At 62.0% G+C, this 23,622-nt stretch carries 20 protein-coding genes; 17 read left to right on the plus strand and 3 right to left on the minus strand.

The annotated features are described in order from the left end of the window. Positions 1 to 9 precede the first annotated feature (9 nt). Both ppk2 and JQ573_RS24270 read right to left on the minus strand, forming a co-directional pair. A complete protein-coding gene (gene ppk2 / locus JQ573_RS24265) occupies positions 10 to 810 on the minus strand; it encodes a polyphosphate kinase 2 (RefSeq protein ID WP_212315965.1) in 801 nt (266 codons plus the stop codon). Positions 811 to 836: 26 nt separating this feature from the next. Next, positions 837 to 1,289 carry a hypothetical protein gene (locus tag JQ573_RS24270; RefSeq protein ID WP_212315963.1) on the minus strand — a complete coding sequence of 151 codons (453 nt, stop codon included), beginning with the start codon at positions 1,287 to 1,289 and terminating at the stop codon, positions 837 to 839. A 157-nt stretch (positions 1,290 to 1,446) separates the two neighbouring features. Here JQ573_RS24270 and JQ573_RS24275 point away from each other — a divergent pair, with 157 nt between their 5' ends. The 12 genes from JQ573_RS24275 (at position 1,447) to JQ573_RS24330 (ending at position 14,894) form a co-directional block, all read left to right on the plus strand. Further along, on the plus strand, positions 1,447 to 1,890 hold the full coding sequence (locus JQ573_RS24275) for a hypothetical protein (RefSeq protein WP_212315961.1): 444 nt from the start codon (positions 1,447 to 1,449) through the stop codon (positions 1,888 to 1,890). Beyond that, on the plus strand, positions 1,883 to 3,115 hold the full coding sequence (locus JQ573_RS24280) for an HlyD family secretion protein (protein WP_212315959.1): 1,233 nt from the start codon (positions 1,883 to 1,885) through the stop codon (positions 3,113 to 3,115). Before JQ573_RS24275 ends, JQ573_RS24280 begins: the two co-directional genes overlap by 8 nt. A 24-nt stretch (positions 3,116 to 3,139) precedes the next feature. Then, a complete protein-coding gene (locus JQ573_RS24285) occupies positions 3,140 to 3,553 on the plus strand; it encodes a hypothetical protein (protein ID WP_249132233.1) in 414 nt (137 codons plus the stop codon). 93 nt (positions 3,554 to 3,646) lie between these two features. Continuing rightward, positions 3,647 to 4,972 carry a TAXI family TRAP transporter solute-binding subunit gene (locus JQ573_RS24290; RefSeq protein ID WP_212315957.1) on the plus strand — a complete coding sequence of 442 codons (1,326 nt, stop codon included), beginning with the start codon at positions 3,647 to 3,649 and terminating at the stop codon, positions 4,970 to 4,972. Positions 4,973 to 5,059: 87 nt separating this feature from the next. Then, positions 5,060 to 6,760, plus strand: coding sequence for a DUF3300 domain-containing protein (locus JQ573_RS24295; RefSeq protein WP_212315955.1), 1,701 nt, complete (start codon positions 5,060 to 5,062; stop codon positions 6,758 to 6,760). Continuing rightward, positions 6,757 to 7,689 (plus strand): DUF2950 domain-containing protein, encoded by a 933-nt coding sequence (locus JQ573_RS24300; RefSeq protein ID WP_212315953.1) that lies wholly within the window; start codon positions 6,757 to 6,759, stop codon positions 7,687 to 7,689. The genes JQ573_RS24295 and JQ573_RS24300 overlap by 4 nt, the downstream gene beginning before the upstream one ends. A 16-nt stretch (positions 7,690 to 7,705) precedes the next feature. Next, a complete protein-coding gene (locus JQ573_RS24305; protein ID WP_249132234.1) occupies positions 7,706 to 8,137 on the plus strand; it encodes a hypothetical protein in 432 nt (143 codons plus the stop codon). Between the two features lie 651 nt (positions 8,138 to 8,788). Then, positions 8,789 to 9,526, plus strand: a complete 738-nt coding sequence (locus JQ573_RS24310; RefSeq protein ID WP_212315951.1) for an SDR family NAD(P)-dependent oxidoreductase — start codon at positions 8,789 to 8,791, stop codon at positions 9,524 to 9,526. A 107-nt stretch (positions 9,527 to 9,633) separates the two neighbouring features. Continuing rightward, on the plus strand, positions 9,634 to 10,683 hold the full coding sequence (locus tag JQ573_RS24315) for a phosphotransferase family protein (RefSeq protein WP_212315949.1): 1,050 nt from the start codon (positions 9,634 to 9,636) through the stop codon (positions 10,681 to 10,683). A 458-nt stretch (positions 10,684 to 11,141) separates the two neighbouring features. After that, positions 11,142 to 12,872 carry a thiamine pyrophosphate-binding protein gene (locus JQ573_RS24320; protein WP_212315947.1) on the plus strand — a complete coding sequence of 577 codons (1,731 nt, stop codon included), beginning with the start codon at positions 11,142 to 11,144 and terminating at the stop codon, positions 12,870 to 12,872. Positions 12,873 to 12,985: 113 nt separating this feature from the next. After that, positions 12,986 to 14,065: a zinc-binding dehydrogenase gene (locus tag JQ573_RS24325; protein ID WP_212315946.1), complete on the plus strand. Its 1,080-nt coding sequence runs from the start codon at positions 12,986 to 12,988 to the stop codon at positions 14,063 to 14,065. Between the two features lie 49 nt (positions 14,066 to 14,114). Next, positions 14,115 to 14,894, plus strand: a complete 780-nt coding sequence (locus JQ573_RS24330) for an SDR family NAD(P)-dependent oxidoreductase (RefSeq protein WP_212316461.1) — start codon at positions 14,115 to 14,117, stop codon at positions 14,892 to 14,894. Between the two features lie 104 nt (positions 14,895 to 14,998). Here JQ573_RS24330 and JQ573_RS24335 read toward each other — a convergent pair whose 3' ends face one another. Next, entirely contained in the window at positions 14,999 to 15,952 is a 954-nt protein-coding gene (locus JQ573_RS24335) for a LysR family transcriptional regulator (RefSeq protein WP_212315945.1), read from the minus strand. A 140-nt stretch (positions 15,953 to 16,092) separates the two neighbouring features. Here JQ573_RS24335 and JQ573_RS24340 point away from each other — a divergent pair, with 140 nt between their 5' ends. From JQ573_RS24340 to JQ573_RS24360, 5 genes are all read left to right on the plus strand, one after another. Beyond that, a complete protein-coding gene (locus tag JQ573_RS24340; RefSeq protein ID WP_212315944.1) occupies positions 16,093 to 17,310 on the plus strand; it encodes an acyl-CoA dehydrogenase family protein in 1,218 nt (405 codons plus the stop codon). A 215-nt stretch (positions 17,311 to 17,525) separates the two neighbouring features. Continuing rightward, positions 17,526 to 19,352, plus strand: a complete 1,827-nt coding sequence (locus tag JQ573_RS24345) for an NAD(P)/FAD-dependent oxidoreductase (protein ID WP_212315943.1) — start codon at positions 17,526 to 17,528, stop codon at positions 19,350 to 19,352. Between the two features lie 70 nt (positions 19,353 to 19,422). Further along, a complete protein-coding gene (locus JQ573_RS24350; RefSeq protein ID WP_212315942.1) occupies positions 19,423 to 20,304 on the plus strand; it encodes an SDR family NAD(P)-dependent oxidoreductase in 882 nt (293 codons plus the stop codon). Positions 20,305 to 20,755: 451 nt separating this feature from the next. Beyond that, positions 20,756 to 21,961: an ABC transporter substrate-binding protein gene (locus JQ573_RS24355; RefSeq protein ID WP_212315941.1), complete on the plus strand. Its 1,206-nt coding sequence runs from the start codon at positions 20,756 to 20,758 to the stop codon at positions 21,959 to 21,961. A 58-nt stretch (positions 21,962 to 22,019) separates the two neighbouring features. After that, positions 22,020 to 23,582: an acyl-CoA synthetase gene (locus tag JQ573_RS24360; protein ID WP_312011610.1), complete on the plus strand. Its 1,563-nt coding sequence runs from the start codon at positions 22,020 to 22,022 to the stop codon at positions 23,580 to 23,582. The last annotated feature ends 40 nt before the right edge of the window (positions 23,583 to 23,622 follow it).

Consider the following 23,622-nt stretch of genomic DNA (forward strand, 5'->3'; position numbering starts at 1 on the left):
CCTTGCCCTTCAGTAGCGTTCCTCGACGAACTTCATCCCGCGCAAGCCGGTCTGGTCGTTGTAGCGGCCCTTGTTCGAGCGCTTGGGCAGCTTGACCTTGACGCGCTTGACGCGTCCGTGAGGAATTGTCTTGAGCAGGAATGAGATGCAGTTCAGTCGCGCCCGCCGCTTGTCATCGGATCGGATGATGTTCCAGGGCGCATGCTTCGAGCTCGTCGCCTTGAACATCAGGTCGCGCGCACGTGAGTAGTCATACCAGCGGCGATAGGATTCGGTGTCCATCGGGCTCAGCTTCCACTGTCGCAACGGATCGTCGATCCGAGCCCTGAAGCGCCGTTCCTGCTCATCCATCCCGACCTCGAGCCACAGCTTGATCAGGATGATGCCGCCCTCGATGATGTATTGCTCCATCTGCGGGCAGAGCGAGAGGAACCGCTTGTGGTCCGCAGACGTACAGAATCCCATCACATATTCGACGCCTGCGCGATTGTACCAGCTGCGATCGAAGATCACGATCTCGCCGGCGGCGGGAAACTGCTGCATGTAACGCTGGATGAAGAGCTGGGACTTCTCGCGATCGGATGGTGCCGGCAGCGCGACCACCCGAAACACACGTGGGCTGACCTTCTCGGTCAAGGCCTTGATGGATCCGCCCTTGCCGGCTGCATCGCGCCCCTCGAACAGGATGATGACCCTGAGCTTGTTCGCCACCACCCAGTCCTGGAGATGGCAGAGCTGGACCTGCAGCTTGTGCAGCTCTTCCTCATACTGCTTGCGCGTCATCTTCTCTGCGGACTTATCGTTCGCCATGGGATACCCGTCCATCGTTCGAGCTGTTAGCCCCAGGCAATGACGATGCCGATGTCGCCGGGCATGCCGCCGGGGTATTCAACGACCTGGTATCGAATGCGGTAGCCGCGCGGTTGCAGGTAGTCCGCCCAAAGCTGGTATATTTCCTTCGGTATGCCTGTCAGCGTCTTTTCCCAGCCCGTCTCCATTTGATTGATGGCGCGCCCCTTGTCGGTGCACAGCGTGTTGGGGAAGCGGTAGACCTGCACTTCGGTCAGTCCGTTGCGTACTGCGCGCTGAATCACCGTCGAGGCCAGCTTGACCTTCTCGTCCTCGCTGAGACCGGATGGCTTGCTCAACCGCTCGATCAGGGCGCGCTTCTCGGCCTCCACGGCCGCCGCGCGCTTGGCATGCTCCTCGGCCTTTTCCGCCTCCTTGAGGGAGGCCTGCTTCTGGATCTCGTGCGCATTCGGGATCAGGTCATCGATTTTGTCTCGCATGGTTGGGGACTCCTACGCCCGATCTTCCACCGTGCCCCCCGAACGGTAGGAGTGAACTGAGCGGCCTCCTTGATCCAGATCAAGCAAGCCGCGCGACGGGAAGGCACGGTGCGGGGCACGGCTGCGACGCGCCAGGCGCTCGGAAGGGAGATGAAACTTGAGCGAACAGATGCATCCGGCAGCGCCCCATCATCTGCCGTTTTTCATTCCCGGCGCCGACGGGTCGGATACCCTGATGGTGGTGATGGGCATTTTCCTCGTGGCTACCGTCTTGTGGGTTGGCACTCTCTATTGGAAGCTGCACAGCCTGCCGGAGCGCATGGCGCACAAGAGCCAGAAGCTTCAATTTGAGATCGTCGCGGTCCTCGGCCTGATATCGCTTTTCACCCACATGCATATCTTCTGGGTCGCCGGCTTGCTGCTGGCACTGATCGATCTGCCGGATTTCGGCACGCCGATGCGCAGCATTGCCGATTCCGTCGAACGCATTGCCGACGCCACGCCGGGCGCGCCCGCTGCCGAACCGGAAGCCGAATCCGGCCCTGCCGGCAGTCCCGACGCCCGCACGCCCGCGAAGCAAGAGGTGCACGACCATGCTTGAGCTGATGATCTGCTCGCTGGTGACAATCCTGCCGGATTACCTCTACCGCCGCTATCGGCAAGGCAAGCGGTTCGGCAAGGAGATCACGTTCTTCTCCGTCTGGTACGAGCTGAGATGGGGCATCACCGGCTGCCTGATGCTCACGATCTCGCTGATCACGATGATCTTCTACTTCCATCCCTCGACAAGCTCCGCGGCGATCTACTTCAGGACCGTACCGATCCTGCCCGAAGGGTCCGGCCGCGTCATCGAGGTCAATGTCGACTTCACCGCGCCGGTGAAGAAAGGCGACGTTCTGTTCCGGCTTGATAGTTCGAAGCAGGAGGCTGCGTTGGAGACCGCCAGGCGAAAGATCGCCGAGGTCGATGCGTCGCTGATCTCGGCGCAGGCCGATGTGGTCAAGGCGGACGCCCAGATCGGGGAGGCGAAAGCCTCATTGCAGCAGGCCAAGGACGAACTCGACGTGAAGAGCGAATTGCAGCGCCGTAATCCCGGCATCGTGCCGCAACGCGACATCGAGAAGCTGCAGGTCCTGGTCGATCAACGGCAGTCCGGCGTCGATGCCGCTAGCGCCACCAAGGAATCTGCGACGCTGCGGGTCTCCACGCTTCTGCCGGCCGAGCGGGCAAGCGCAGAGGCCGCGCAGGCGCAAGCGCAGGTGGATCTCGACAAGACCTTCGTCCGTGCCGGCGTCGATGGCCGTGTCGAGCAATTCCTGGTTCGCCCGGGAGACCTCGTCGCTCAGATCATGCGGCCGGCCGGAGTCCTGATACCGGACGAAGCGGGCCGCAACAGGTTGCAGGCGGGCTTCGGGCAGATCGAGGCCCAGGTGATGAAGCCCGGCATGGTTGCGGAAGCCACGTGTATGTCGAAACCCTGGGTGATCATCCCGCTCGTCGTCACCAGCGTGCAGGATTTCATCGCCGCCGGCCAGTTTCGGGCCACCGAGCTGTTGATCGACCCGCAGAGCCTGCAGAAGCCGGGTTCGATCCTCGTGTTCCTTGAGCCGCTTTACAAGGACGGCCTCGACGGCGTGACACCGGGCAGCAGTTGCATCGTCAATGCCTACACCAGCAACCATGACGTGATTGCCGATCCGAAAACCGGCGTGTTGAAGGGTTTTGCCCTGCACGCCGTCGACGCGACCGCACTCGTTCATGCACTGCTGCTGCGGATCCAGGCTCTGCTGCTGCCGATCCAGACGCTGGTGCTCAGTGGTCATTGACCGGCGCGAACTGGGAGACTGCAGATGAAGCCGGACGGCAAGCTTCGTGCAATCGTGGTGGCGGGCATGATCTTCGCACTGCCGGATCATGCGCTCGCATTCGATCTCGCCGGCGCCTGGGCCACGAGCGCGAACCAATGCGGCAAGGTGTTCGCCCGCAAGGGAAGGGCGAACCAGGTCACGTTCACGAATTTCTCCGGGGTCTATGGCGGCGGCTTCATCGCCGAGGCCGATCGCCTTCGGGGCAAGTTCGAGAACTGCAAGATCAAATCGCGCAAGGATGACAGCAAGGACATCAATATCATCGTGAGTTGCGCTTCGGGGATCATGATGTCCAACGTGCAGTTCTTCCTCAAGGTCGTCGACGACGACACCATTACGCGCGAGTTTCCGGGTATCGAGGGGATGCAGATCTCCTATCATCGCTGCAAACTCTAGCGGAATGCAGCCTTTGACCAATTTCTGCGGCCCGATATATTGAGCGTTGTGAAGCAAAATCCGGTCAACGCCGGATTGACCGAGTAGCGCGCCGTGGATCCCAGCAATTTGCCAAGGTCGTTGCGCATCGCCCTGGTCGCCGGGCTCGTGCTGATGCTCGGAGGTGCCGCTTTGTTGGCATATCGCTGGTATCTTCGGCCGACAACGCTCGCTGTTGCCGTCGGTTCGCTCGATGGCGAGGCGAACAAGCTCGTTTCGGCGATCGCCGGCAGGCTTACTGAGTCGAAGGCGACGGTCCGGCTTCGCCTGGTCCAGACCACGGGGCCGCTCGAGTCTGCCGCTGCGTTCGCGTCCGGAAAGGTCGACCTTGCGGTGGTGCGTGGCGATGTCGGCGACCTGTCACAGGCGCAGGCGGTGATCGTGCTGGCCCATGCCGCCGTCCTGATCGTTGCGCCGCCTGGGGCTTCGATATCCGACGTGACGGAGCTGAAGCGCACGACGCTCGGTGTGATCGGGTTCGACGCCAATCAGAAGCTAATCAAGGTGTTGTCGGACGAGTACGATCTTGCGCGCGCCGGCGTGACGTTCAAGCCGCTTCTGCCCTCGGACGCGCGCCGGGCGCTGGAAACCAAGGAAGTCCGCGCCATCCTGCTCGTGATTCCGCTGACCGAGAAATATCTGTCCCTTCTGCGGGGCGTTCTCCCGCACACATCGCGAACCGGCCCCGTGATGATTGCGATCGAGTCCGCGGGCGCGATTGCTGAAAAAGAGCGAGCCTACGAAAGCTTTGACGTGCCCAAGGGAACATTGCGGGGCTCGCCGCCAATTCCCCCCGATGACCTGACGACGCTGCGGACTTCGTTTTACCTGGTGGCGCAGAAGAAGCTCGGCAACGACCTGATCGGCGACCTGACCCAGTCGATCATGACCGCACGGCACGATCTGCTTGCCGAATTGCCCGGGCTGGCGCAGATCGTGACACCCGACACCGATGCAGACGCCTACATCCCAGTACATCCGGGTGCCGCCGCGTTCTACGAGGGGACCCGGGAGAGCTTTCTCGATCAATGGGGAAATGCGATTTTCCTGGCACCGATGATCGCGGGAGGCCTTGCATCGGTGCTTGCCGCTGCCTGGAAGTTTCTGCGGCCGGTCGAGACACCGAGCCGCCAGGAAGCGCTCGACATGCTTTATGCACTGGGACCTCGGATCCGGGCGGCTGAGCATGTGCCCGAGCTGGAAGAGATAGAGCGCGAGATTGACCAGGTACTGCGGACGCAGCGCAGCCAGCCGGTCGGGGACGACAAGAGCGAGCGTGCTGTCACCGCAGTGAACGTTGCGGCCCATCGGCTCGAAAGTCTGATCCACGATCGCCGTGCCCATCTTGCGTCGCGGCAAGCGGACCAGGTCGGAAGCTGAGCGAACCGGCGCTTTCCTTGATCTCGATCAAAGGGCGGACGTGGCCCGTCGCCGATTCTGTCGACCGTCGTGTCAATGGAGGTGGCCATGTTCCGTTGGGGCAAGACCCTGCTTGCGATCGCGCTGATGTCGGTAACGCCTGTTGCCGCATGGGCGCAGACTGCCGACAAGCCGCCGGCCCAGGCCAGCCAGCCGGCCGCGGCAACAGCGCAGCCGGCGGATCAGCTCCTGAAGCCGGAGCAGCTGGAAGCCCTGGTGGCGCCGATCGCGCTTTATCCGGACTCGCTGCTGGCCAATGTGCTGGCGGCCTCGACCTATCCGCTCGAAGTCGTGCAAGCCGATCGCTGGCTGAAGGAGCGCAAGAGCCTGAAAGGCGATGCGCTGAAAGCCGAGGTCGACAAGCAGGCCTGGGATGACAGCGTGAAGGCACTCGCGAGTACCGCCGACGTGCTCTCGATGATGAGCGACAAGATCGATTGGACGAAGAATCTGGGTGACGCCGTGCTGGCCCAACAGGCCGACGTCATGGATGCGATCCAGCGGCTGCGCAGCAAGGCGCAGGCGAACAACAAGCTGGTGACGACCAAGCAGCAGAAAGTCAGCGTCCAGACCCAGGAGAACAAGCAGGTCATCGTCATCGAGCAGACCGATCCGGACACGGTCTACGTACCTTATTACGATCCTGCCACGGTCTACGGCGCGTGGCCCTATGCTGCATACCCGCCGTATTATTTCGGCTATCCGTCCTATATCGGCGCGGGTGTGATCGCGGCCGGCCTTGCCTTCGGCGCCGGATGGGCGATCGGGCGCTGGGGCAATTATTGGGGCGGCGGCTGCAACTGGGGCAATCGCAACGTCTATGTGAACCATTTCAACAGAACCAACAATATTGCCAACGGCTGGCAGCACAATTCCGCGCATCGCCAGGGCGTACGCTACAACAACAGCAGCGTCCAGCAGCGCTTCGGCGGCAACAACAATCGTGCCGGCGTCAGCGACCGGATGAACTATCGCGGCCGCGACGGTCAGCAGGTTCTCAACCCGGGCGGCGATCGCGCGGGTGGCGCAGATCGGGCAGGAGACCGCGGCGGAGACCGTGCGGGTGATCGCGCTGGAGATCGTGGAGGAGACCGCGCCGGCGATCGCGCCAGAGGTGGCGACCGTGCCAGTGCGGGCGATCGTGCCAAAGGTGGCGACCGCGCCGGTGCCGGCAACAAGGCCAAGGGCGGCGGCGATCGCGCAAAGGCCGCCAACCGTGGCAATTCCGGTAACCGCGCCGCTTCGGCTAATCGCGGTGGCGGCGGCAGTCGCGGCGGCGCCATGAACGTGTCGTCGGGACGGGCAGCCGCGGCGGCATCGGCGCGCGGGCGATCGAGCATGGCCAGCATGCCGCGCGGTGGCGGCGCAAGCTTCGCCGGCCGCGGTGGTGGCGGTGGCTTCCATGGTGGCGGCGGTGGCGGTTTCCGAGGCGGAGGAGGTGGTGGTGGCTTCCGCGGCGGCGGCGGCGGCGGACGGCGCTCCGACATCGCGCTCAAGCACGATATCGAACTGCTTGGATATCTCGCCAACGGCCTCGGCTATTACCGCTTCAGCTATCTCGGCAACAACAAGGCCTATGTCGGCGTGATGGCGCAGGAGGTCGAGCAAGTGATGCCAGCGGCAGTGACACGCGGCGCCGACGGCTATCTCAGGGTCTATTACGACAAGCTTGGTCTCAAGTTCCGCAGCTACCACGACTGGCTTGCCGCTGGTGCGAAGATTCCATCCCCGTCGGAGGCTTCACGATGACAGGCACTTCGTACTTGCGATTGGGTCGCCTGGCTTGGATCAGCGTCGCGGCGGCGGCAGCATTCGCTTTGCTAATTTCTCCGGTTCGCGCCCAGCAGGGCTTCCCCAATCCGGAAGATGCGTCGTCCGCCCTGGCGGCCGCCGTCAAGGCCGGCACGAGCCGCGCCATGCTGAAGGTGCTGGGCCGCGATGCTGCCGACATCATCGAGTCCGGCGACGATGTCGCCGACGCCAATGCGCGTGAGCATTTCCTTTCGGCCTACGACGCCAGGCATTCGATCAAGGCCGACGGCAACAAGAAGGCCACCCTGATTCTGGGGCCGGACGATTTCCCGTTCCCGATTCCCCTCGTCAACAATAACGACGGCTGGAGCTTTGACGCGGCTGCAGGGCGTCGCGAAATCCTCTATCGCAGGATTGGCCGCAACGAGCTTGCCGCGATCCAGACCTGTCTCGCCTATGTCGACGCGCAGAATGAATATGCCGAGAAGGATCGCGGTGAGGGGGTGGGCACCTATGCCCAACGCATCGTCAGCAGGCCGGGCAAGACCGACGGATTGTTCTGGCGCGACGACAAGGATCCGAGTCCGCTCGGTGAGCTGGCTGCCCAGGCCGCGGCGGAAGGCTACAAGGTCGGCGAGCAGGCCGAGCCCTACCACGGATACTATTATCGGATCCTGAAGGCGCAGGGCTCCGATGCCCCGGGCGGCGCGCTGAACTATGTGGTGAAGGGCAAGATGATCGGCGGATTTGCACTGGTCGCGTGGCCCGCCGAGTACGGCAATTCCGGCGTGATGACGTTCCTGGTCAACCACGCAGGCACTGTCTATCAGAAGGATCTCGGCCCTCGTACCGATTTCCTGGCCAAGCGCATGATCGTTTTTGATCCGGATCACACCTGGAAGAAAGTCGACCCTACAAATCCCTGAGCGAAGAGGGGCTGCAATGATGCGAGGCATCCGTCCCGTCATACTGGCTCTTGTGGTGATGGTGTTGTCGGTCACGCCATGCTCCGCACAGGCGATCGGTCATGTCCAGGTCAAGTTCGTGAAGGCGGCTCTCGTCGTGGGTGGTGGCGGCGGGAGCGGCACGCTCATCTACCGCGGGCGGCACTATCGGTTCATCGTGTCCGGCTTCAGCCTCGGCATAACCGCGGGCGCGTCCGTGACCTGGCTGGAAGGCACTGCCACAGGCATCAGGGAGGTCAACGATTTCGCCGGCAGCTATACGCTGGTCGGAGGAGGCGGCGCATGGGCGGCCGGCGTGGGCGGCGTGAGCATGCGAAATGAACACGGCGTTCTGCTCATGCTCAAAGGGCCGAAAGCAGGACTGGAATTTGCGGCAAATCTGGGCGGGTTAACGATTTCGCTGCGGTGAACTCAGGTTCCATGTCTCAATCTTGATTTAGCCGATAAGGTGCGGCAGCTCGGGGATCGGCAGCTTGCCGATGAAAGGCACTTCGACGTGAGATCGTAGAACCCGAGCGAAGTCTGGTAGGTTTTCAGTTTCCGCGCCTCCAGCCAAACCTTGCTTGACCCGCCCTGCTAAGCCACGACGCACTTTGTGCGCGTTGTCTTCACGATAGAGTTGTCCGACCAGACCGCGAAGCTTCCTCCAGGCCGAACGCAATGTAACATGTCGCCTGGCTGTGGGTTCTCGACGGCCAGGCACGCGCAAGCCGTCGGGTTACCACGCGTTGGCGGTTACGGACCACGGCCGAGAGGTTGAAGCAATGCAGCGGCTCCCACACTCTGAGCTGAAAAAATTTCGCAGCTTCAGCTTGGGCATCTCGGCTAACGCGTCAAGCCGCAGTCCATAACCAATTCGAATTGAATCTGCATGAATTTTCGATTGGACCGGGGGGCGTGGTTAGCCCATTTTCGCGGCCGAATGCGATTTCATAAGCTCCAGCGCTTTGACGGAAGAACTGGGAGTTGTTTGGAAACGTCATGAGCGAATGAATCGCTCCACCGATTTAGACAGATGACTAAAACAAGCCACTTAGGAGTGGCGAACGGAGGGCTCGCCATGGAGACGCTGGACTTTACCGGCCGAAACGTTCTGGTCGTGGGCGGCTCGAGCGGGATCGGCAACGGGATCGCCCAGGCGTTCCGGGCGCGCGGCGCCGCTGTCACTGTCTGGGGGACGCGGAAATCAGCGCAGGACTATGCCACGTCAGAGGGATCCGACCTGACGGGGCTCGCCTATGAACAAGTCGACGTGTCCGATGAGCGCTCGATCGAGGCGGCCGCCGGTTTCACCGAACTCGACGTCCTCGTGCTGTGCCAGGGCGTTGTTCGCTACGAGCGCGCGGAATTCAAGATGCCCGGGTTTCGTGAGGTTCTTGAAGTGAATCTGATGAGCTTGATGGCCTGCGCCGACAAGTTTCATGACGCGCTGACGGCGGCCAAGGGGGCGCTGATCATCGTTAGCTCGATCGCGGCGTTCCGCTCCACCATGGGTAACCCCGCCTACAACGCGTCGAAGACGGGCGCGTATGGATTGACGCGCACGCTTGCCGAAGCCTGGGCGCGCGACGGCATAAGGGTCAACGGCATTGCGCCGGGGCTCGTCGATACCAAGTTGACAAAGGCGACCACGGATAATCCGAAAAGACTCTCCGCCAGCTTGAGGAAGATTCCGCTCGGCCGCCTCGGTATGCCCGCGGACATGGCCGGCGTTGCGCTATTTCTCGCCTCGGACCTGTCCGCCTACGTGCTCGGCCAGACAATCATCGTCGACGGTGGGCTCATTCTCGGAGGCTAACGCCGCTTTGAGATCTGGACGGCGGCGGCGTGTGAACACACCGCCGCGCTTTATCGTGAAGAGGCAGGCTACGCCCGGGCGAACGGATCGCGCGCGTGGAGGGATAGATGATTCAACCGAACTGGCGCGAACTGGTCGATTTCGACAAGCTTACTGCATGGATGGACGGGTTGGGCCTGGAATCCGGTCCAATTGTAGACGCCGTGCCGCTTGCTGGCGGGACGCAGAACATACTGCTGCGGTTCAAGCGCGGTGGGCGCACGTTCGTGCTGCGGCGGCCGCCGAGTCATCCGCGCATGGACGGCAATTTCACCAACAGGCGCGAGGCGCGCATGCTCGGCGCGCTTGCCAACACGGACGTCCCGCATCCTCGCCTGATCGCGGCTTGCGACACGCCAGACGTGCTCGGCGGCACCTTCTACCTGATGGAGTCGATCGACGGATTCAACGCCGGTATGGCCTTGCCCCAGCCTTTCTCGGAGTCTGCAGATCTGCGGCGGCAGATGGGCTTTTCGATCATCGACGCGCTGCTTTCGCTTGGCTGCGTCGATCACGTCGCTGTCGGGCTCGGCGATTTCGGCAAGCTCGACGGGTTTCTGGAGCGTCAAACTCCACGCTGGCGTGCCCAGCTCGAAAGCTATCGCGAATATGACGGCTGGCCCGGGCCACAATCGCTGAAGCATGTGGATGAAATCGGCAAATGGCTGAGCGAGAATCAACCAAAATCGTTTCAGCCGGGCATCCTGCATGGCGACTATCACCTGTCCAACGTTCTCTACCGCTCCGACGTGCCGCAAGTCGCTGCGATCGTCGATTGGGAGCTGGCGACGATCGGAGACCCGTTGGTCGATCTCGGTTGGATCATGGCGACTTGGCCTGATCCGGAAGGCCGGGGAACCTCCGGCACCCGCGTGAAGCCGTGGGGCGGATTTCCTGTGATAGGAGAATTGATCGAGTACTACGGAAAACATACCGCACGCGATGTTTCGAACATCGCCTGGTATGGCGTCCTGGGGTGCTACAAGCTCGGCCTCATTCTGGAAGGCACATTCGCGCGCGCCTGCGCCGGCAAGGCGCCGGTCGAGACGGGGGAGCGCCTGCACAACTCCTGCGTTGCACTGCTGGAACGCGCTGTCGGGATGATCGAGCGTCGTTGAAGTATGATTGCCGACGTCGCCTTCATATTGCGTTCCACCATCTCCAACGCAGCCAACGTGCAGCTACAGCTGAATAGCCGTTCCACGTGCCGGCGGTTACGGACCAAGGCTTAGAGCGTTGGAGCGATGCAGCGGTTCTCACGGTCTGAGCTGAAAAGAAACTCGCAGCTTCAGGATAGGCATCTCAGTCGGCATGTCACGCCGCGGTCGATAACCAATTCGAATTGAATCTGCATGAATTTTCGATTGGACCGGGGGCGCGTGGTTAGCCCATTTTCGTGGCCGAACGCGATTTCATAAAGCTCCAGCGCTTTGACGGGAAGAACCGGCAGTTGCTTGGAGACTTCATTAGCGAATGAATCGTTCGGATCGCCACCCGAGCGGCAGAGATACTCGGATGGCGCCGGTCATATACGAGGCTCAACGCGTTCGAGACAGGCGCGAACGGGAGGAATTTCATGGGAAGGATCAGCGGCGGCGCCGCACTCGCGCAAACGCTTCGCGCGCTTGATGTGACCGAGGTCTTCACGCTCCACGGCGGCCATCTCGACGCCTTTCTCGTCGCCTGCCCGGACGCCGGCATCCGGCTGACCGACATGCGCAACGAGGCCTCCGCAGGCCACGCCGCCGAGGCCTACGGGCGCGCCACGGAAAAACTAGGCGTCGCCGTCATCACCGCCGGCCCCGGCTTCACCAATGCGCTGACGGCGGTCGCGAGCGCCTGGCTCGACGCCTCGCCCGTGCTGTTCATCGCCGGCTCGCCGCCGTTGCGCGAGGTCGCGACCAATCCGCTGCAGGGCGGGTTCGATCAGGTCGCCATGGCGGCGCCGGTGACGAAATGGGCGCATCGCATCACCCATGCCGACCGCATTCCCGACCTCGTCGACAAGGCTGCTCGCATGGCGCTGTCGGGCAGGCCCGGACCGGTGTTTCTCGAAGTGCCGATCGACGTGATGTTTGCGCCGGTCGAAAGCGATCGCCTCGTCTTTCCAGAGCCATATGCGCTCACAAGGCCCTCCGCGCCGGCCGACGCAATCGACCGTCTGCTCGACATGCTCGCGCGGGCCGAACGGCCGGTGATCATCGCCGGCGGCGGCGCGATTTCGGCCGCCTGCGCGGTGCGGCTCAAAACCTTTGCCGCGCGGACAAAGATTCCCGTCGCCGTCAACGGCAAGGCGCTCGGCGTCTTGGCCGCTGATCATCCGCAGAACGTCGGCATGGTAGGCGTGCTGGCGACGACCGCGACGATCGCGAAGCAGAAGCCTGACGTGGTGCTGCAACTCGGCGCGCGCGCCGGCCTGTTTCTCGGCGGGCGCAGCGGCACCATCGTGCCGCACGACGCCAAGCTCGCGCAGATCGACATCGACGGTGCGGAGATCGGCCGCTTGAAAGCCGCCGACCTCGGCATCGTCGCCGATTGCGGCGAAGCGCTCGCGGTCATGCTCGATCGCGCGGACAAACGCGAGTGGCGCGCTCGCGACGAATGGACGGACCTTCTGAGGAAGTGCGGAAGCGCGGCGATCACGTCCTTCAGGGACGCCCCGCATGAAACGCAACCGGGCCTGCTCCATCCCTTCCACGCCGCGCGGGCTGTGGCGGAAGCGCTGACACCCGACACGGCGGTCGTCCTGGACGGCGGCGAGGCGCCTTCGTGGGTCCGGCCGTTCCTGAAATCGCCAGGTCCGGGTCTTGCGCTTGGCAACGGTTATCTCGGCTGTCTCGGCATCGGCCAGGGTTTCGCCATCGGTCTCGCGCGCGCACGGCCCAGCAAGCCCGTGGCGTTGGTCATTGGCGACGGTTCCGCCGGCTTCAACATCGCCGAATTCGACACGATGGCGCGCCATCGCTTACCGATCGTTACCATCATCTACAACAACGCCTGCTGGGGCATGTCGCAGCACGGGCAGGAGATCATCTACGGCCGCCAGCATCTGGCGGCGGTGAAACTCGCGGCGTCCGACTACCACCTGGTCGCGCAGGGGTTCGGCTGCGGCGGCGAGAAGGTCACGCGCTACGAGGACATCGGGCCGGCGGTTCGCCGTGCGCAGGCGACGGGTCTGCCCGCCTGCATCAACCTCCTCATCGATCCCGATATCGTGCATCCCGTGACGACGGCGATGATGGGCGCGATGAAGTCCAACAAGGAGATCGCCATTCCCTATTACGAGAACATCCCGGGGGCGAAATAGCGCCCATGCAGAATCAGCGCGACGGCGTGATCATCAACACCGGGGATCTGGTTGCAGATAACGCGACGCATGCCAAGAGATCGCGTGTCGCGGGGCGATAGGGAGAGAGACAGATGAAAGCAGTCGTGCGTCGCGGCAAGTCGTTGATGCAGGCCGAAGTAGGTGACGTCACGCCGTCATCCGGTCAGGTTCTGGTGAAGACTTTGGCCTGCGGCATCTGCGGGTCCGATCTGCATGCCGTGCATCACCTGGACAAGATAGTGGAGATGGGACGGCGGGCCGGCGGCGCTTCGGCGATCGATCTCACCTGCGATCTGGTGATGGGACATGAATTCTGCGCCGAGATTCTCGATCATGGCCCGGACACAAGGAAGACATTGAAGGCGGGAACGCGCGTCGTGTCTGTTCCCTACGCGATCGGCCCGAAGGGGATGGAGGTGATCGGCTATTCCACGCGCTTCCCCGGCGGTTTCGCAGAACAGATGGTGCTGACCGAGGCGATGCTGCTGGAAGTGCCGAACGGTCTTTCATCCGAATATGCCGCCATGGTCGAACCGATGGCGGTGGGGGCGCATGCGGTCGCGGCCGCCGATCTGTCGGAGCGCCCGCCGGCGCTGGTGCTTGGCTGCGGCCCGGTGGGACTGGCGGTGATCGCCGCTCTGAAGCGCAGGGGCGCCGGCCCGGTGATCGCCGCCGATTATTCCGCGAAGCGGCGCGCCATCGCCGAGCGGCTAGGCGCCGACATCATCGTCGATCCCGCGACGTCTTCGCCGCATGCCCATTGGACCGCATTCGACGTGCCGGGGACCCTGGCGGAGCTCGGCGCGGCGCGAACGACGCGCCGCGATATTCGCACCGCTCTGGTGTTCGAATGCGTGGGCGCGCCCGGGATGCTGCAGGCGATCATCGAGCAGACGCCGCCACAGTCGCAGATCGTCGTAGTCGGCGTCTGCATGGAGGAAGATAAGATCTTTCCCGCGCTTGCGATCAGCAAGCAATTGCACATCCGCTTCGTGTTGGGCTACACGCCGGATGAATTCGCCGCGACTCTGCGCGATATCGCTGACGGCATTGTCGATGTCGCGCCGCTGTATTCGGGCACGGTCGGGCTGTCCGGAGTGGCCGCAGCTTTCGAAGCGCTTGCTTCGCCCGAAGGCAGCATCAAAATCATCGTCGATCCGCAGAAGGCCTGAGTTCTTCAGCCGCGCTTCTGTCTCAAGACATGTGAAAATGGACAAAATCATGCGTGACTACAGAGAACTCAGCCGGTCAATTACAGGTTTGACGGTCCTGGTGACGGGGGCTGCAAGCGGCATGGGGCGGGCAACCGCGCGTCTGTTCGCGGTTGAAGGCGCAAATGTCGCTGTTACCGATTACTCGGCGGCTGGCGCGGACGAAGTCGCGCGTGAGCTCGCAAGCAAGGGATACAATGCCAAGGCGTGGAAACTCGACGTCGCGGACGGCGGTGAAATTAGAACCGTAGTAGATGAGGCGGCCAATCATTTTGGCGGTGTTGATATCGTCATCAACAATGCAGGCGTTTCCGGCGCAATGGCGATCGATGCGCCGGGCTACGAAGATCAGTGGGACAGGAAACTGGCAATCCTGCTCACCGCACATCAGCGGATCGTGAGAGCGTCGCTTCCCTATCTGCGCAAATCCAAATCTCCGCGAATCGTAAACATTGCCTCGACCGAGGCGCTCGGTGCCACGGCGCTTCAGAGCGCATACTCCGCCGCAAAAGGCGGTGTCGTCGCCCTTACGCGCTCGCTCGCGGTCGAACTTGGCCGCGAAGGAATTACGGTCAACTGCATCTGCCCCGGCCCAATCACAACCGGCATGACGCAGCGGATCAGCGACGAGCACAAAGCGACCTACGCAAGACGGAGAACCGCGCTTGGTCGCTACGGCGCCCCGGAGGAAGTTGCCCATATGACCCTCAGTCTTTGCTTGCCGGCGGCTTCGTTTCTGACCGGCGCAATCATTCCTGTTGATGGCGGACTGATGGCCCGCAACGGCTGATCCTTCACTGAGCATCTGCATGGGGCGCGAGTGGCACGCGGCCCATGATCATGGAAAGATGGCCGTCTGCGCGGCTCATCAACCAAGCTCTCACATCAGGTTTGTCAACCAGAGTTCGCTATGGTGGCGGATGCGATGGTTGCAGCTTTCGCTGCACGCCAGAACGCTTCGGCAGCCGGCCTTGCCGGTTGCACACCGCGCGCGAGCACGAGCGTGGTCGCGACATCCATGCCCTCGATATCCCGCGCAACCATGCGGTCATTGGCGCGTGCGGGCTGATCGTCGAACCAGCCGAGCGTCACAGCGGACATACGCATCAGCGCGCCATATCTCTCCACTGCCAAGGCATTGCCTTCGGGCGGTCGGACCAGAATGGCCCGCGCCTGCGTGAATTTTTGGATCACTGCTTCAGATAGCGAGACGCCGTGCGAACGATTGATGATCGCGATTCTTTCGTCGGCGAGCCTTGCGGGCGGGATCGATGCAAGCCCTGCAAGCGGGCCCTCCTGCGGCGTCAGCAGGCGCAAAGCCCGGCGGCGCAGTACGAGACGCTCGATGCCCTCTGACGGTATCTCGTCGGTGAACATCGATTGCTGGCTGGGGGTCGCCTCGTGTTCGAGCACGATCGCGAGCTCGAGCCGCTTTTGCTGCAGGTCTTCGTAGATCGCGCGCTGCGTGCGCACAGAAATGCGGGTGGGGATATCCGGATTGTCGCGTAGATGTCCGTCGGTCAGCGCAATGCGTTCGGCGATGATCGCGGTGTAATAAGTTGCACCGATCAAAAGCTGGTTGGCGCTGATGTCGCCCGCCATGCGCCGCGCGAATTCGGTTTCGGTAACGATCCGCCGCGCATTTCCCAGAAATAGGCTGCCTTGTGCCGTCAATTCGACCCGCCGACTTGTGCGGGTGAATAAGTCGAAGCCGAGCCGCCGTTCGAATTCCTTGATCAGCGCCGACAAGGCGGGCTGCGACATGTTCATGACTGCCGCCGCCCGTCCGAACGATCCGTGTTCGGCGACCGCCAAAAAGCAGCGATAGGGTTTGGCGTCGAGATCCATGTGCTCCTTATTGATAGGAAGACTGGATCGATCTGTCAAAACTAATCTATTGGACCGCTCCCGGTATCGTCGAGCAAATAGCTCCGGATCACAATTGTTATGGCCAATCCGGCGCTGGCGTCGATAATGGGAGAGAAAAATTGGATTTCGATCATTCTGAAAAAGTTAAGGAGCTGATCGCGCACCTCAAGCGCTTCATGGACGCCCACATCTATCCGGCCGAACAGGCCCGCTACGACTGGACCTCCGACCACAAGAACCTCTGGAAGTACTGGCCGGGCGTTGACGACCTCAAGGCGAAGGCAAGGGCTGAGGGCCTTTGGAACCTGTTTCTGCCGCATGAATACGGCGACTACAGTCCGGGCCTCACCAATCTCGAATACGCCCCGCTCGCCGAAATCATGGGTCGCGTTCCGTGGTCGTCGGAAGTCTTCAACTGCGCCGCGCCTGACACCGGCAACATCGAAGTGTTAGCAAAGTTCGGTTCGGAGGCGCAGAAGAAGCAATGGCTCGTGCCGCTGCTCGCCGGCGAAATTCGCTCGGCTTACCTCATGACCGAGCCGCAGGTCGCCTCTTCCGACGCCACCAATCTGGAAACGTCGATCAAGGCCGATGGCGACGATTACGTCATCAATGGCCGCAAGTGGTGGATTTCCGGCATCATGGACCCGCGCTGCAAGTTGCTGCTGCTGATGGGCAAGTCCAACCCGGAAAACAGCCGCCACACTCAGCATTCCACGATCATCATTCCGCGTGAAACACCCGGCATTCACATCGTGCGGAATCAGACCGTATTCGGCAGCATGAACTCTCCCGGCGGCGAGGCGGAACTGCGTCTGGAGAACGTGCGCGTTCCGAAGTCCAACATGATTCTGGGCGCGGGCCGCGGCTTTGAAATCGCGCAGGGACGTCTTGGCCCGGGCCGCATCCATCACTGCATGCGCTCAATCGGCCAGGCGCAGCGCGCGCTGGAGATCATGGCGAAGCGGGTCGAAAGCCGCGTTGCCTTCGGCAAGAAACTTTCGGACCAAAGCAGCATCCGTCAGGACGTTGCCCGCTCCTGGTGCGAGATCGAGCAGGCGCGCTTGCTCACGCTGAAAGCCGCCGACGCCATGGACAAATATGGCAACAAGGTCGCGCGCGATCTGATCGCCGCCATCAAGGTGATCGCACCGCAAATGGCCCAGACCGTCACCGACCGCGCGATCCAGTCGCACGGCGGCATGGGCGTCAGCTCCGACACGCCGATCGCTGCTTTCTTCACCCTGAACCGCATGCTGCGCATCGCCGACGGTCCGGACGAAGTGCACATGTCGCAACTCGGCAAACTGAAGATCAAGGAATTCAACGAGGCATAGGTTGGAGCGACACCTGGCGCGTCACACTTCAAGCGAAGAAATCCGATGACGACCGATCAGCAAGGCCAAGTTTGGCTGGGTGAAGCGCAAATTGTTGGACGCTCGATGTCACCCTCTTGCGGCTGGGTGCGGCCGCAAGACGGAGACGGGCGTCCGGAATGAGCGGATGAGGCTCCGCAGAGCAGTATCCGAACGACGAAAGGCGAGGAGGAAGAATGACTGGTGCGACGATCAGCGACCCGCCGGGTCTCATCAACCAGAGCCCGGGCTTCGATCCGCAAGCGTTGCGCGCCAAGTATCTGGCCGAGCGGGACAAGCGTTTGCGCATCGACGGCATCGCCCAGTATCAGGAGATTACGGGAAAATTCGCGCGGTTCGGGGACGACCCTTATGTGTCCCCCGGCTTCACTCGCGTGCCGCTCAGCGATGAGGCCGACGTCGTTGTCATCGGGGGCGGCTTCGGCGGCCTTCTGGCCGGAGCGCGGCTGCGCGACGCAGGCGTCAGGGACATCCGCATCATCGAGAAGGGCGGCGATTTCGGCGGCACCTGGTACTGGAACCGCTATCCCGGCGCGGCGTGCGATATCGAAAGCTATGTCTATCTCCCACTCCTCGAAGAGACCGGCTTTGTCCCGACCGAGAAGTATGTCTGCGGTCCTGAGATCCTGGAACACCACCGACGAATCGGGCGCCACTACGATCTGTACAAGGGGGCTTTGTTCCAAACCGAAGTCACCAGCATGCATTGGGACGAACAGGCGGACCGATGGATCGTGCGCACCAACCGCGGCGATGCGATCCGAAGCCGGTTCCTGGCACTCGCGAGCGGACCGCTTCATCGCCCCAAACTGCCGGGTGTTCCCGGACTCGAAACCTTCAATGGCAAGGTCTTCCACACCAGCCGCTGGGACTACGAGTACACCGGCGGTAGTGAGAGGGGCGCCCTTGCTGGACTCGGCGACAAGCGGGTGGGGATCATCGGAACGGGCGCCACGGCGGTCCAATGCGTTCCTCATCTCGGGGCGGCCGCCAAGCACCTCTATGTGTTTCAGCGCACGCCATCGTCGGTCGATGTGCGCAACAACCAACCGACCGACCCTGCTTGGGTCGCCGGCCTTGAGGCAGGCTGGCAGAAGCGGCGGATGGACAACTTCAACATCCTGACGTCTGGCGGCCACCAGGACGAGGATCTTGTCAACGATGGCTGGACCGACATCATCCGCAACATTCTGCTCATGGTACGCACCTCAAGCGATGTTGCGCGCGCGCCGGCGGAAATGGCCGAACACACCCAGCTGGCCGACTTCAAGAAGATGGAACAGATCCGGGCACGCGTGGACGCTATCGTGCAGGATCCGCAGACGGCGGAGGCATTGAAGCCTTACTACAATCAGTTTTGTAAGCGCCCCTGCTTCCACGACGACTACCTACCAACCTTCAATCGACCCAATGTGACATTGGTCGATACCCGTGGGCGCGGAATCGAGCGCATCACTGAAGGCGGAGTGGTGGTTGACGACAAGGAATATGGCGTCGACTGCCTGATCTTTGCGACCGGGTTCGAGGTGGGGACCTCGTACACGCGACGCGCCGGCTTCGAATTATACGGCGGAGACGGAACCAGCTTGACGGACTACTGGTCCAACGGCGTTCGGACCCTGCACGGCATGCATGTCCGAGGCTTCCCGAACTGCTTCATCATGAGCATCGCGCAGGCCGCTCTGGCCGCCAGCTACCCGCACATGCTCAACGAGCAGGCCAAACACATCGCCCACATCGTGACACATGCTCGCGATCGCCAGGCGACGCGCGTGGAGGCCAGCGCCGAGGCGGAGGAGGCGTGGATCGAGAAAGTGAAGTCGCTGGCCCGCCTCCGCCAGAAGTTCCAGGAGGAATGCACGCCCGGTTACTACAACAACGAAGGAAGGCCCAATCCGGTGGCGATGCAGAACAGCCCCTATGGGGCAGGGCCGGTGGCCTTCATCAAGGTCTTGGAGGCGTGGCGTGAGGAAGGCGGGCTCCAGGGTCTTGAGGTGAGCTGAAGCGCGTTGCGCCGACAGCAACCCAGACAGGCTGCGTACGATTGTCAGCAGCACAACAACGAGGATCCACATGGAGCTTTCCGGAAAACTGGCTTTCATCACCGGCGCTGCAAGCGGCATTGGTCTTGCGCTCACGCGTGAATGCGTTGCGCACGGGATGAAGGTCATCATGACTGACGTCGAAACCCCGGTCTTGGAAAGGGCTGCGGATGAGCTTTCCGCCGGCGGTTTCGACGTCGTCGCCCGGCAACTCGATGTGACCAACCGCGTGCAATACGAAGCCGTCGCTGCCGAGACCCTGGAGCAATTCGGCGCGCCCTACGCGCTCTTCAACAACGCCGGCGTCGCCTGGGGCGCGGCGGCGTCGACTGCGAAGATCGAAGATTGGACCTGGCTGATCAACGTCAACATCCTGGGTGTCGCCAACGGACTGACGCTTCTCTTGCCCGCGATGATTTCGGCGAGGCACGGCGGATATGTCGTGAACACCGGCTCGATCACCGGTCTGATGACTTGCCCCGATGGCGCGGCAATCTACTCCATGACCAAGCACGCCGTCGTGGCCATGTCGGAAACACTTGCCCACGAACTGCGCGATCACGACATCCACGTCACGGTCATTTGTCCGGGCGCGGTGGCGACGTCGATATCCCATGCCGACCGGAACAGGCCGGCCGGGGCGCTCGGCGCCGGCCTCACGGAGCCGCGGGAAGGTACGCGCGAACGAACGCGTGAGTACCTTTCGCGCGGTCTGCCGCCCGCGGAGATCGCGCGGCGCACATTCGCGGCGATGCAGGAGAAGCGCTTCTACATGATCTCGCACCACGAGTACCGGGGGGCTGTCGAGATGCGCTGCGCCCAGATCCTGAACGCCATGCAGGGCGAGCCCGACACCGACAAGGAGTCCCTGGCCGCCGCCAGAGCCGCCAGGCCGATGACGCCGTTGCTCTGAAGGAGCCGCGGCGTGGGCCCAGGCGGCTCGGATTGTACGCCGGTGCGAGCCGGCATCGAACGGCCGGTCAACAGGCAGCTTCGGCGTGGGTACCATCGTGTCAGAGCGCGCAATCCATAACCAATTTGGATTGAGTTTGCATGAATTTTCGATTGGACCGTTGGTCGTCCTTAGCCCCATCTTTGTGGTCGAGCGTGATCTGAAGGGAAGCGCCATGCCGTGGGGCTTCGAAGCAGATCTGGAGTCTCAGAAAGAATTGAATTGGCGCTTTCGCAAGGGAGAAGGTCGAGTTGCACGACGGTTCCGTGGCTTCCCTACGAGACAGAGAATCCCAAGCGATCGCATGAGGGAGGCCGTGTCTCACACGTTGTGAGCTCGACGGCTCTCATTCGAGAGAACAAAGCGCAACGCATCGACGGGGCGCATCAACAAAACGATACGGGGAAGCGACATGAAGGTGAATGTCTTGATTTGGGTGTGCGCGCTCGTGGCTTTCAGCGTCGCCGCTGAGCCTGCAGTTGCGCAGAAGGCCTACGATCCCGGCGCCTCGGACACCGTAATCAGGATCGGAAATACGGTCGCGTATAGCGGGCCGGCGTCCGCCTACGGTACACTCGGCAAGGCCGATGCAGCCTATTTCGAGATGGTCAATGCGCACGGCGGTATCAACGGGCGAAAGATCGAATTCATTTCGCGTGACGACGCGTTTAGTCCACCGAAGACCGTCGAGCAGACGCGCCGCCTCGTCGAGGAGGATCGCGTGCTATTCATGTTCAATTCGCTTGGAACGGCGCCGAACAGCGCGGTCCAGAAATACCTGAACGGCGCGAAGGTACCTCAGCTTTTCATCGCTGCGGGGGGCCGCAAGTTCACCGACATAGCGAATTTCCCGTGGACAATGGCTTTCCAGCCCAACTTCAATATCGAAGCGAAGATCTACGCCAAATTCATTCTCAGCAATTATCCGGACGCAAAGATTGCCGTGCTGTATCAGAGCGACGATCTCGGCAAGGACTATCTGGCGGGCCTCAAGGAGGGTCTCGGCGAGCGGGCAGGCACGATGGTCGTTGGCGAAGCCGCCTATCAGATCACCGACGCGACGATCGATTCCCAGATGGTCGCGTTGAAGGCGACGGGTGCGAACGTGTTCTTCAGTGCCTCGACGCCGAAATTCGCCGCACAGGCCATTCGGAAAGCCGCCGAACTGGGCTGGAAGCCCGTGCACATTCTCACCGGGGGCGTCAGTTCGGTGGGCGCGGTGCTGAGACCCGCGGGCCTCGATAACTCCATCGGAGTCATCACCGCAACGGCATCGAAGGATCCCACGGACCCGAAATGGCATGACGATCCGGGCTATCTCGCCTGGGCCGCCTGGATGAAAAAATACTATCCGGAGGGTGACATGTCGGACGCCTTGAATGTCGGAGCCTACACCGTCAGCGAAACGATCGTGCAGGTGCTCACTCAGGCCGGCGACAATCTCACGCGCGCCAACGTCATGAAGCAGGCGCTGAATCTGGACTTCAAACCGTCGATGACGTTGCCGGGTATTCGGGTGAAGACAAGCCCGACCCAATCCGCGCCCGTGACCTCGATGCAGCTTCAACGCTTCGACGGAAAACAATGGGTATTGTTCGGCGACATCATCAGCCAATGACCCATTCCGAGCTTTATCCGGACCGGGGGACCGATGATGGCGGTTCCCAGGAAAAATTGTGAAGGACAGTGCATCGATGGGCACAATGTGGATCGGCGATCGTGAGTTCGATGCCGCTGAAATGACGCGACGGATTTCCCAGGCGGCGACGGGCTTTCGAAGCCTCGGCGTCGTTCCCGGTGATTGCGTCGCGCTATGCCTACGCAACGACATTCCGTTTTTTGAGGCCGGCGTGGGGGCAGGCCAGATCGGAGCCTTTCGCGTCGCCGTCAACTGGCACTATACGCTGGATGAATTTCAATACCTGATGATCGATTCCGGGGCGAAGGTTCTTGTCATCCATGCAGATCTGTTCAAGCCGCTGCGAGCGGGCGTACCGGATGGCGTAACGGTGATTGTCGTCCCGGTGCCGGATGAAATCCGCAGCGCCTACGGGCTCGACGACGAGATGACGGAGATGCCGGAAGGCGCCTTGAACTGGGAGACATGGCGGGAGAGTTTTGCCGTTGACGTGACGCCGCCGGCCGAGATTCCGAGCACGATCATCTACACGTCCGGGACGACGGGGCGACCCAAGGGTGTCAAGCGAACGATACCGACCCCCGAGCAGAGCGCCGTCCACTCCGGCATGCTGGCTCGTTCTTACGGGTTTACCGAGCTTCTCGATCGCCCGTCCGAGATCGTCACCGCCATCGTCGGTCCGGTCTATCACGCGGCTCCGAACGCGCATGCCAATTTTTCGTTCAAGTCGGGCGCGAATATCGTGGTCACCCCACGCTTCGATCCCGAGGATCTGCTTCGCCTTATCGAAAAGCGCCGCATCACCCATCTGAACATGGTGCCGATCATGTTCAACCGGTTGCTCAAGCTGCCGTACGACGTGCGCACCAAATACGATCTCTCGTCGCTACGCTTCGTCGCCCATGCCGCGGCACCCTGCGCACCGGACGTCAAGCGCGCCATGATCGACTGGTGGGGACCGATCATCAACGAATACTACGGTGCGACCGAGACCGGCAACGTGACCTTCTGCACGACCGACGAATGGATCGCTCATCCGGGCACTGTCGGCCGGGCCATCCCTGGTGCCGAAATCCGCATTCTCGATGCGTCGGGCAAGGAGGTGCCGCGTGGCACGGCCGGCGTGGTCGCGATGAGGCTCCGGGGGCTTGCCGATTTCACCTATCACGGCGACGATTCAAAGCGTCGCGCCGCCGAGATTGGTGGCCTGATCACGCCTGGCGACATTGGTTATCTCGACGATGAGGGATTTCTGTTCCTGTGTGACCGCGCCAACGACATGATTATCTCGGGTGGCGTCAATATCTATCCGGCGGAGATCGAAGCGCAGTTGCAAGGCATGCCGGGACTTGCCGATTGCGCCGTATTCGGCATTCCAAATGCTGAGTATGGTGAGTCCGTCTGCGCGGTGGTGCAACCACAACCCGGGGCCGCATTGACCGAAGCCAGCGTCTTGAAATTCCTTACCGGGAGAATCGCCGGCTACAAGATGCCGCGGCGTGTGGAATTCAAGTTCGAACTGCCGCGCGAAGATTCGGGCAAGATTTTCAAGCGCAAACTTCGCGAGCCGTTCTGGGAGAACACGGGACGCTCGATCTGACATCGCGACGGTTACACCAAATAAAACCAAGAACAAGCGG

The organism is Bradyrhizobium sp. AUGA SZCCT0105 (assembly GCF_018129565.1).
GTDB lineage: Bacteria > Pseudomonadota > Alphaproteobacteria > Rhizobiales > Xanthobacteraceae > Bradyrhizobium.

Excerpts from the sequence above, each read along its gene's own strand:
- ppk2 (WP_212315965.1), bottom strand. The coding sequence starts at position 810 with ATGGCGAACGATAAGTCCGCAGAGAAGATGACGCGCAAGCAGTATGAG.
- JQ573_RS24270 (WP_212315963.1), bottom strand. The coding sequence starts at position 1,289 with ATGCGAGACAAAATCGATGACCTGATCCCGAATGCGCACGAGATCCAG.
- JQ573_RS24280 (WP_212315959.1), top strand. The coding sequence starts at position 1,883 with ATGCTTGAGCTGATGATCTGCTCGCTGGTGACAATCCTGCCGGATTAC.
- JQ573_RS24285 (WP_249132233.1), top strand. The coding sequence starts at position 3,140 with ATGAAGCCGGACGGCAAGCTTCGTGCAATCGTGGTGGCGGGCATGATC.
- JQ573_RS24295 (WP_212315955.1), top strand. The coding sequence starts at position 5,060 with ATGTTCCGTTGGGGCAAGACCCTGCTTGCGATCGCGCTGATGTCGGTA.
- JQ573_RS24300 (WP_212315953.1), top strand. The coding sequence starts at position 6,757 with ATGACAGGCACTTCGTACTTGCGATTGGGTCGCCTGGCTTGGATCAGC.
- JQ573_RS24305 (WP_249132234.1), top strand. The coding sequence starts at position 7,706 with ATGATGCGAGGCATCCGTCCCGTCATACTGGCTCTTGTGGTGATGGTG.
- JQ573_RS24310 (WP_212315951.1), top strand. The coding sequence starts at position 8,789 with ATGGAGACGCTGGACTTTACCGGCCGAAACGTTCTGGTCGTGGGCGGC.
- JQ573_RS24315 (WP_212315949.1), top strand. The coding sequence starts at position 9,634 with ATGATTCAACCGAACTGGCGCGAACTGGTCGATTTCGACAAGCTTACT.
- JQ573_RS24320 (WP_212315947.1), top strand. The coding sequence starts at position 11,142 with ATGGGAAGGATCAGCGGCGGCGCCGCACTCGCGCAAACGCTTCGCGCG.
- JQ573_RS24325 (WP_212315946.1), top strand. The coding sequence starts at position 12,986 with ATGAAAGCAGTCGTGCGTCGCGGCAAGTCGTTGATGCAGGCCGAAGTA.
- JQ573_RS24330 (WP_212316461.1), top strand. The coding sequence starts at position 14,115 with ATGCGTGACTACAGAGAACTCAGCCGGTCAATTACAGGTTTGACGGTC.
- JQ573_RS24335 (WP_212315945.1), bottom strand. The coding sequence starts at position 15,952 with ATGGATCTCGACGCCAAACCCTATCGCTGCTTTTTGGCGGTCGCCGAA.
- JQ573_RS24345 (WP_212315943.1), top strand. The coding sequence starts at position 17,526 with ATGACTGGTGCGACGATCAGCGACCCGCCGGGTCTCATCAACCAGAGC.
- JQ573_RS24350 (WP_212315942.1), top strand. The coding sequence starts at position 19,423 with ATGGAGCTTTCCGGAAAACTGGCTTTCATCACCGGCGCTGCAAGCGGC.
- JQ573_RS24355 (WP_212315941.1), top strand. The coding sequence starts at position 20,756 with ATGAAGGTGAATGTCTTGATTTGGGTGTGCGCGCTCGTGGCTTTCAGC.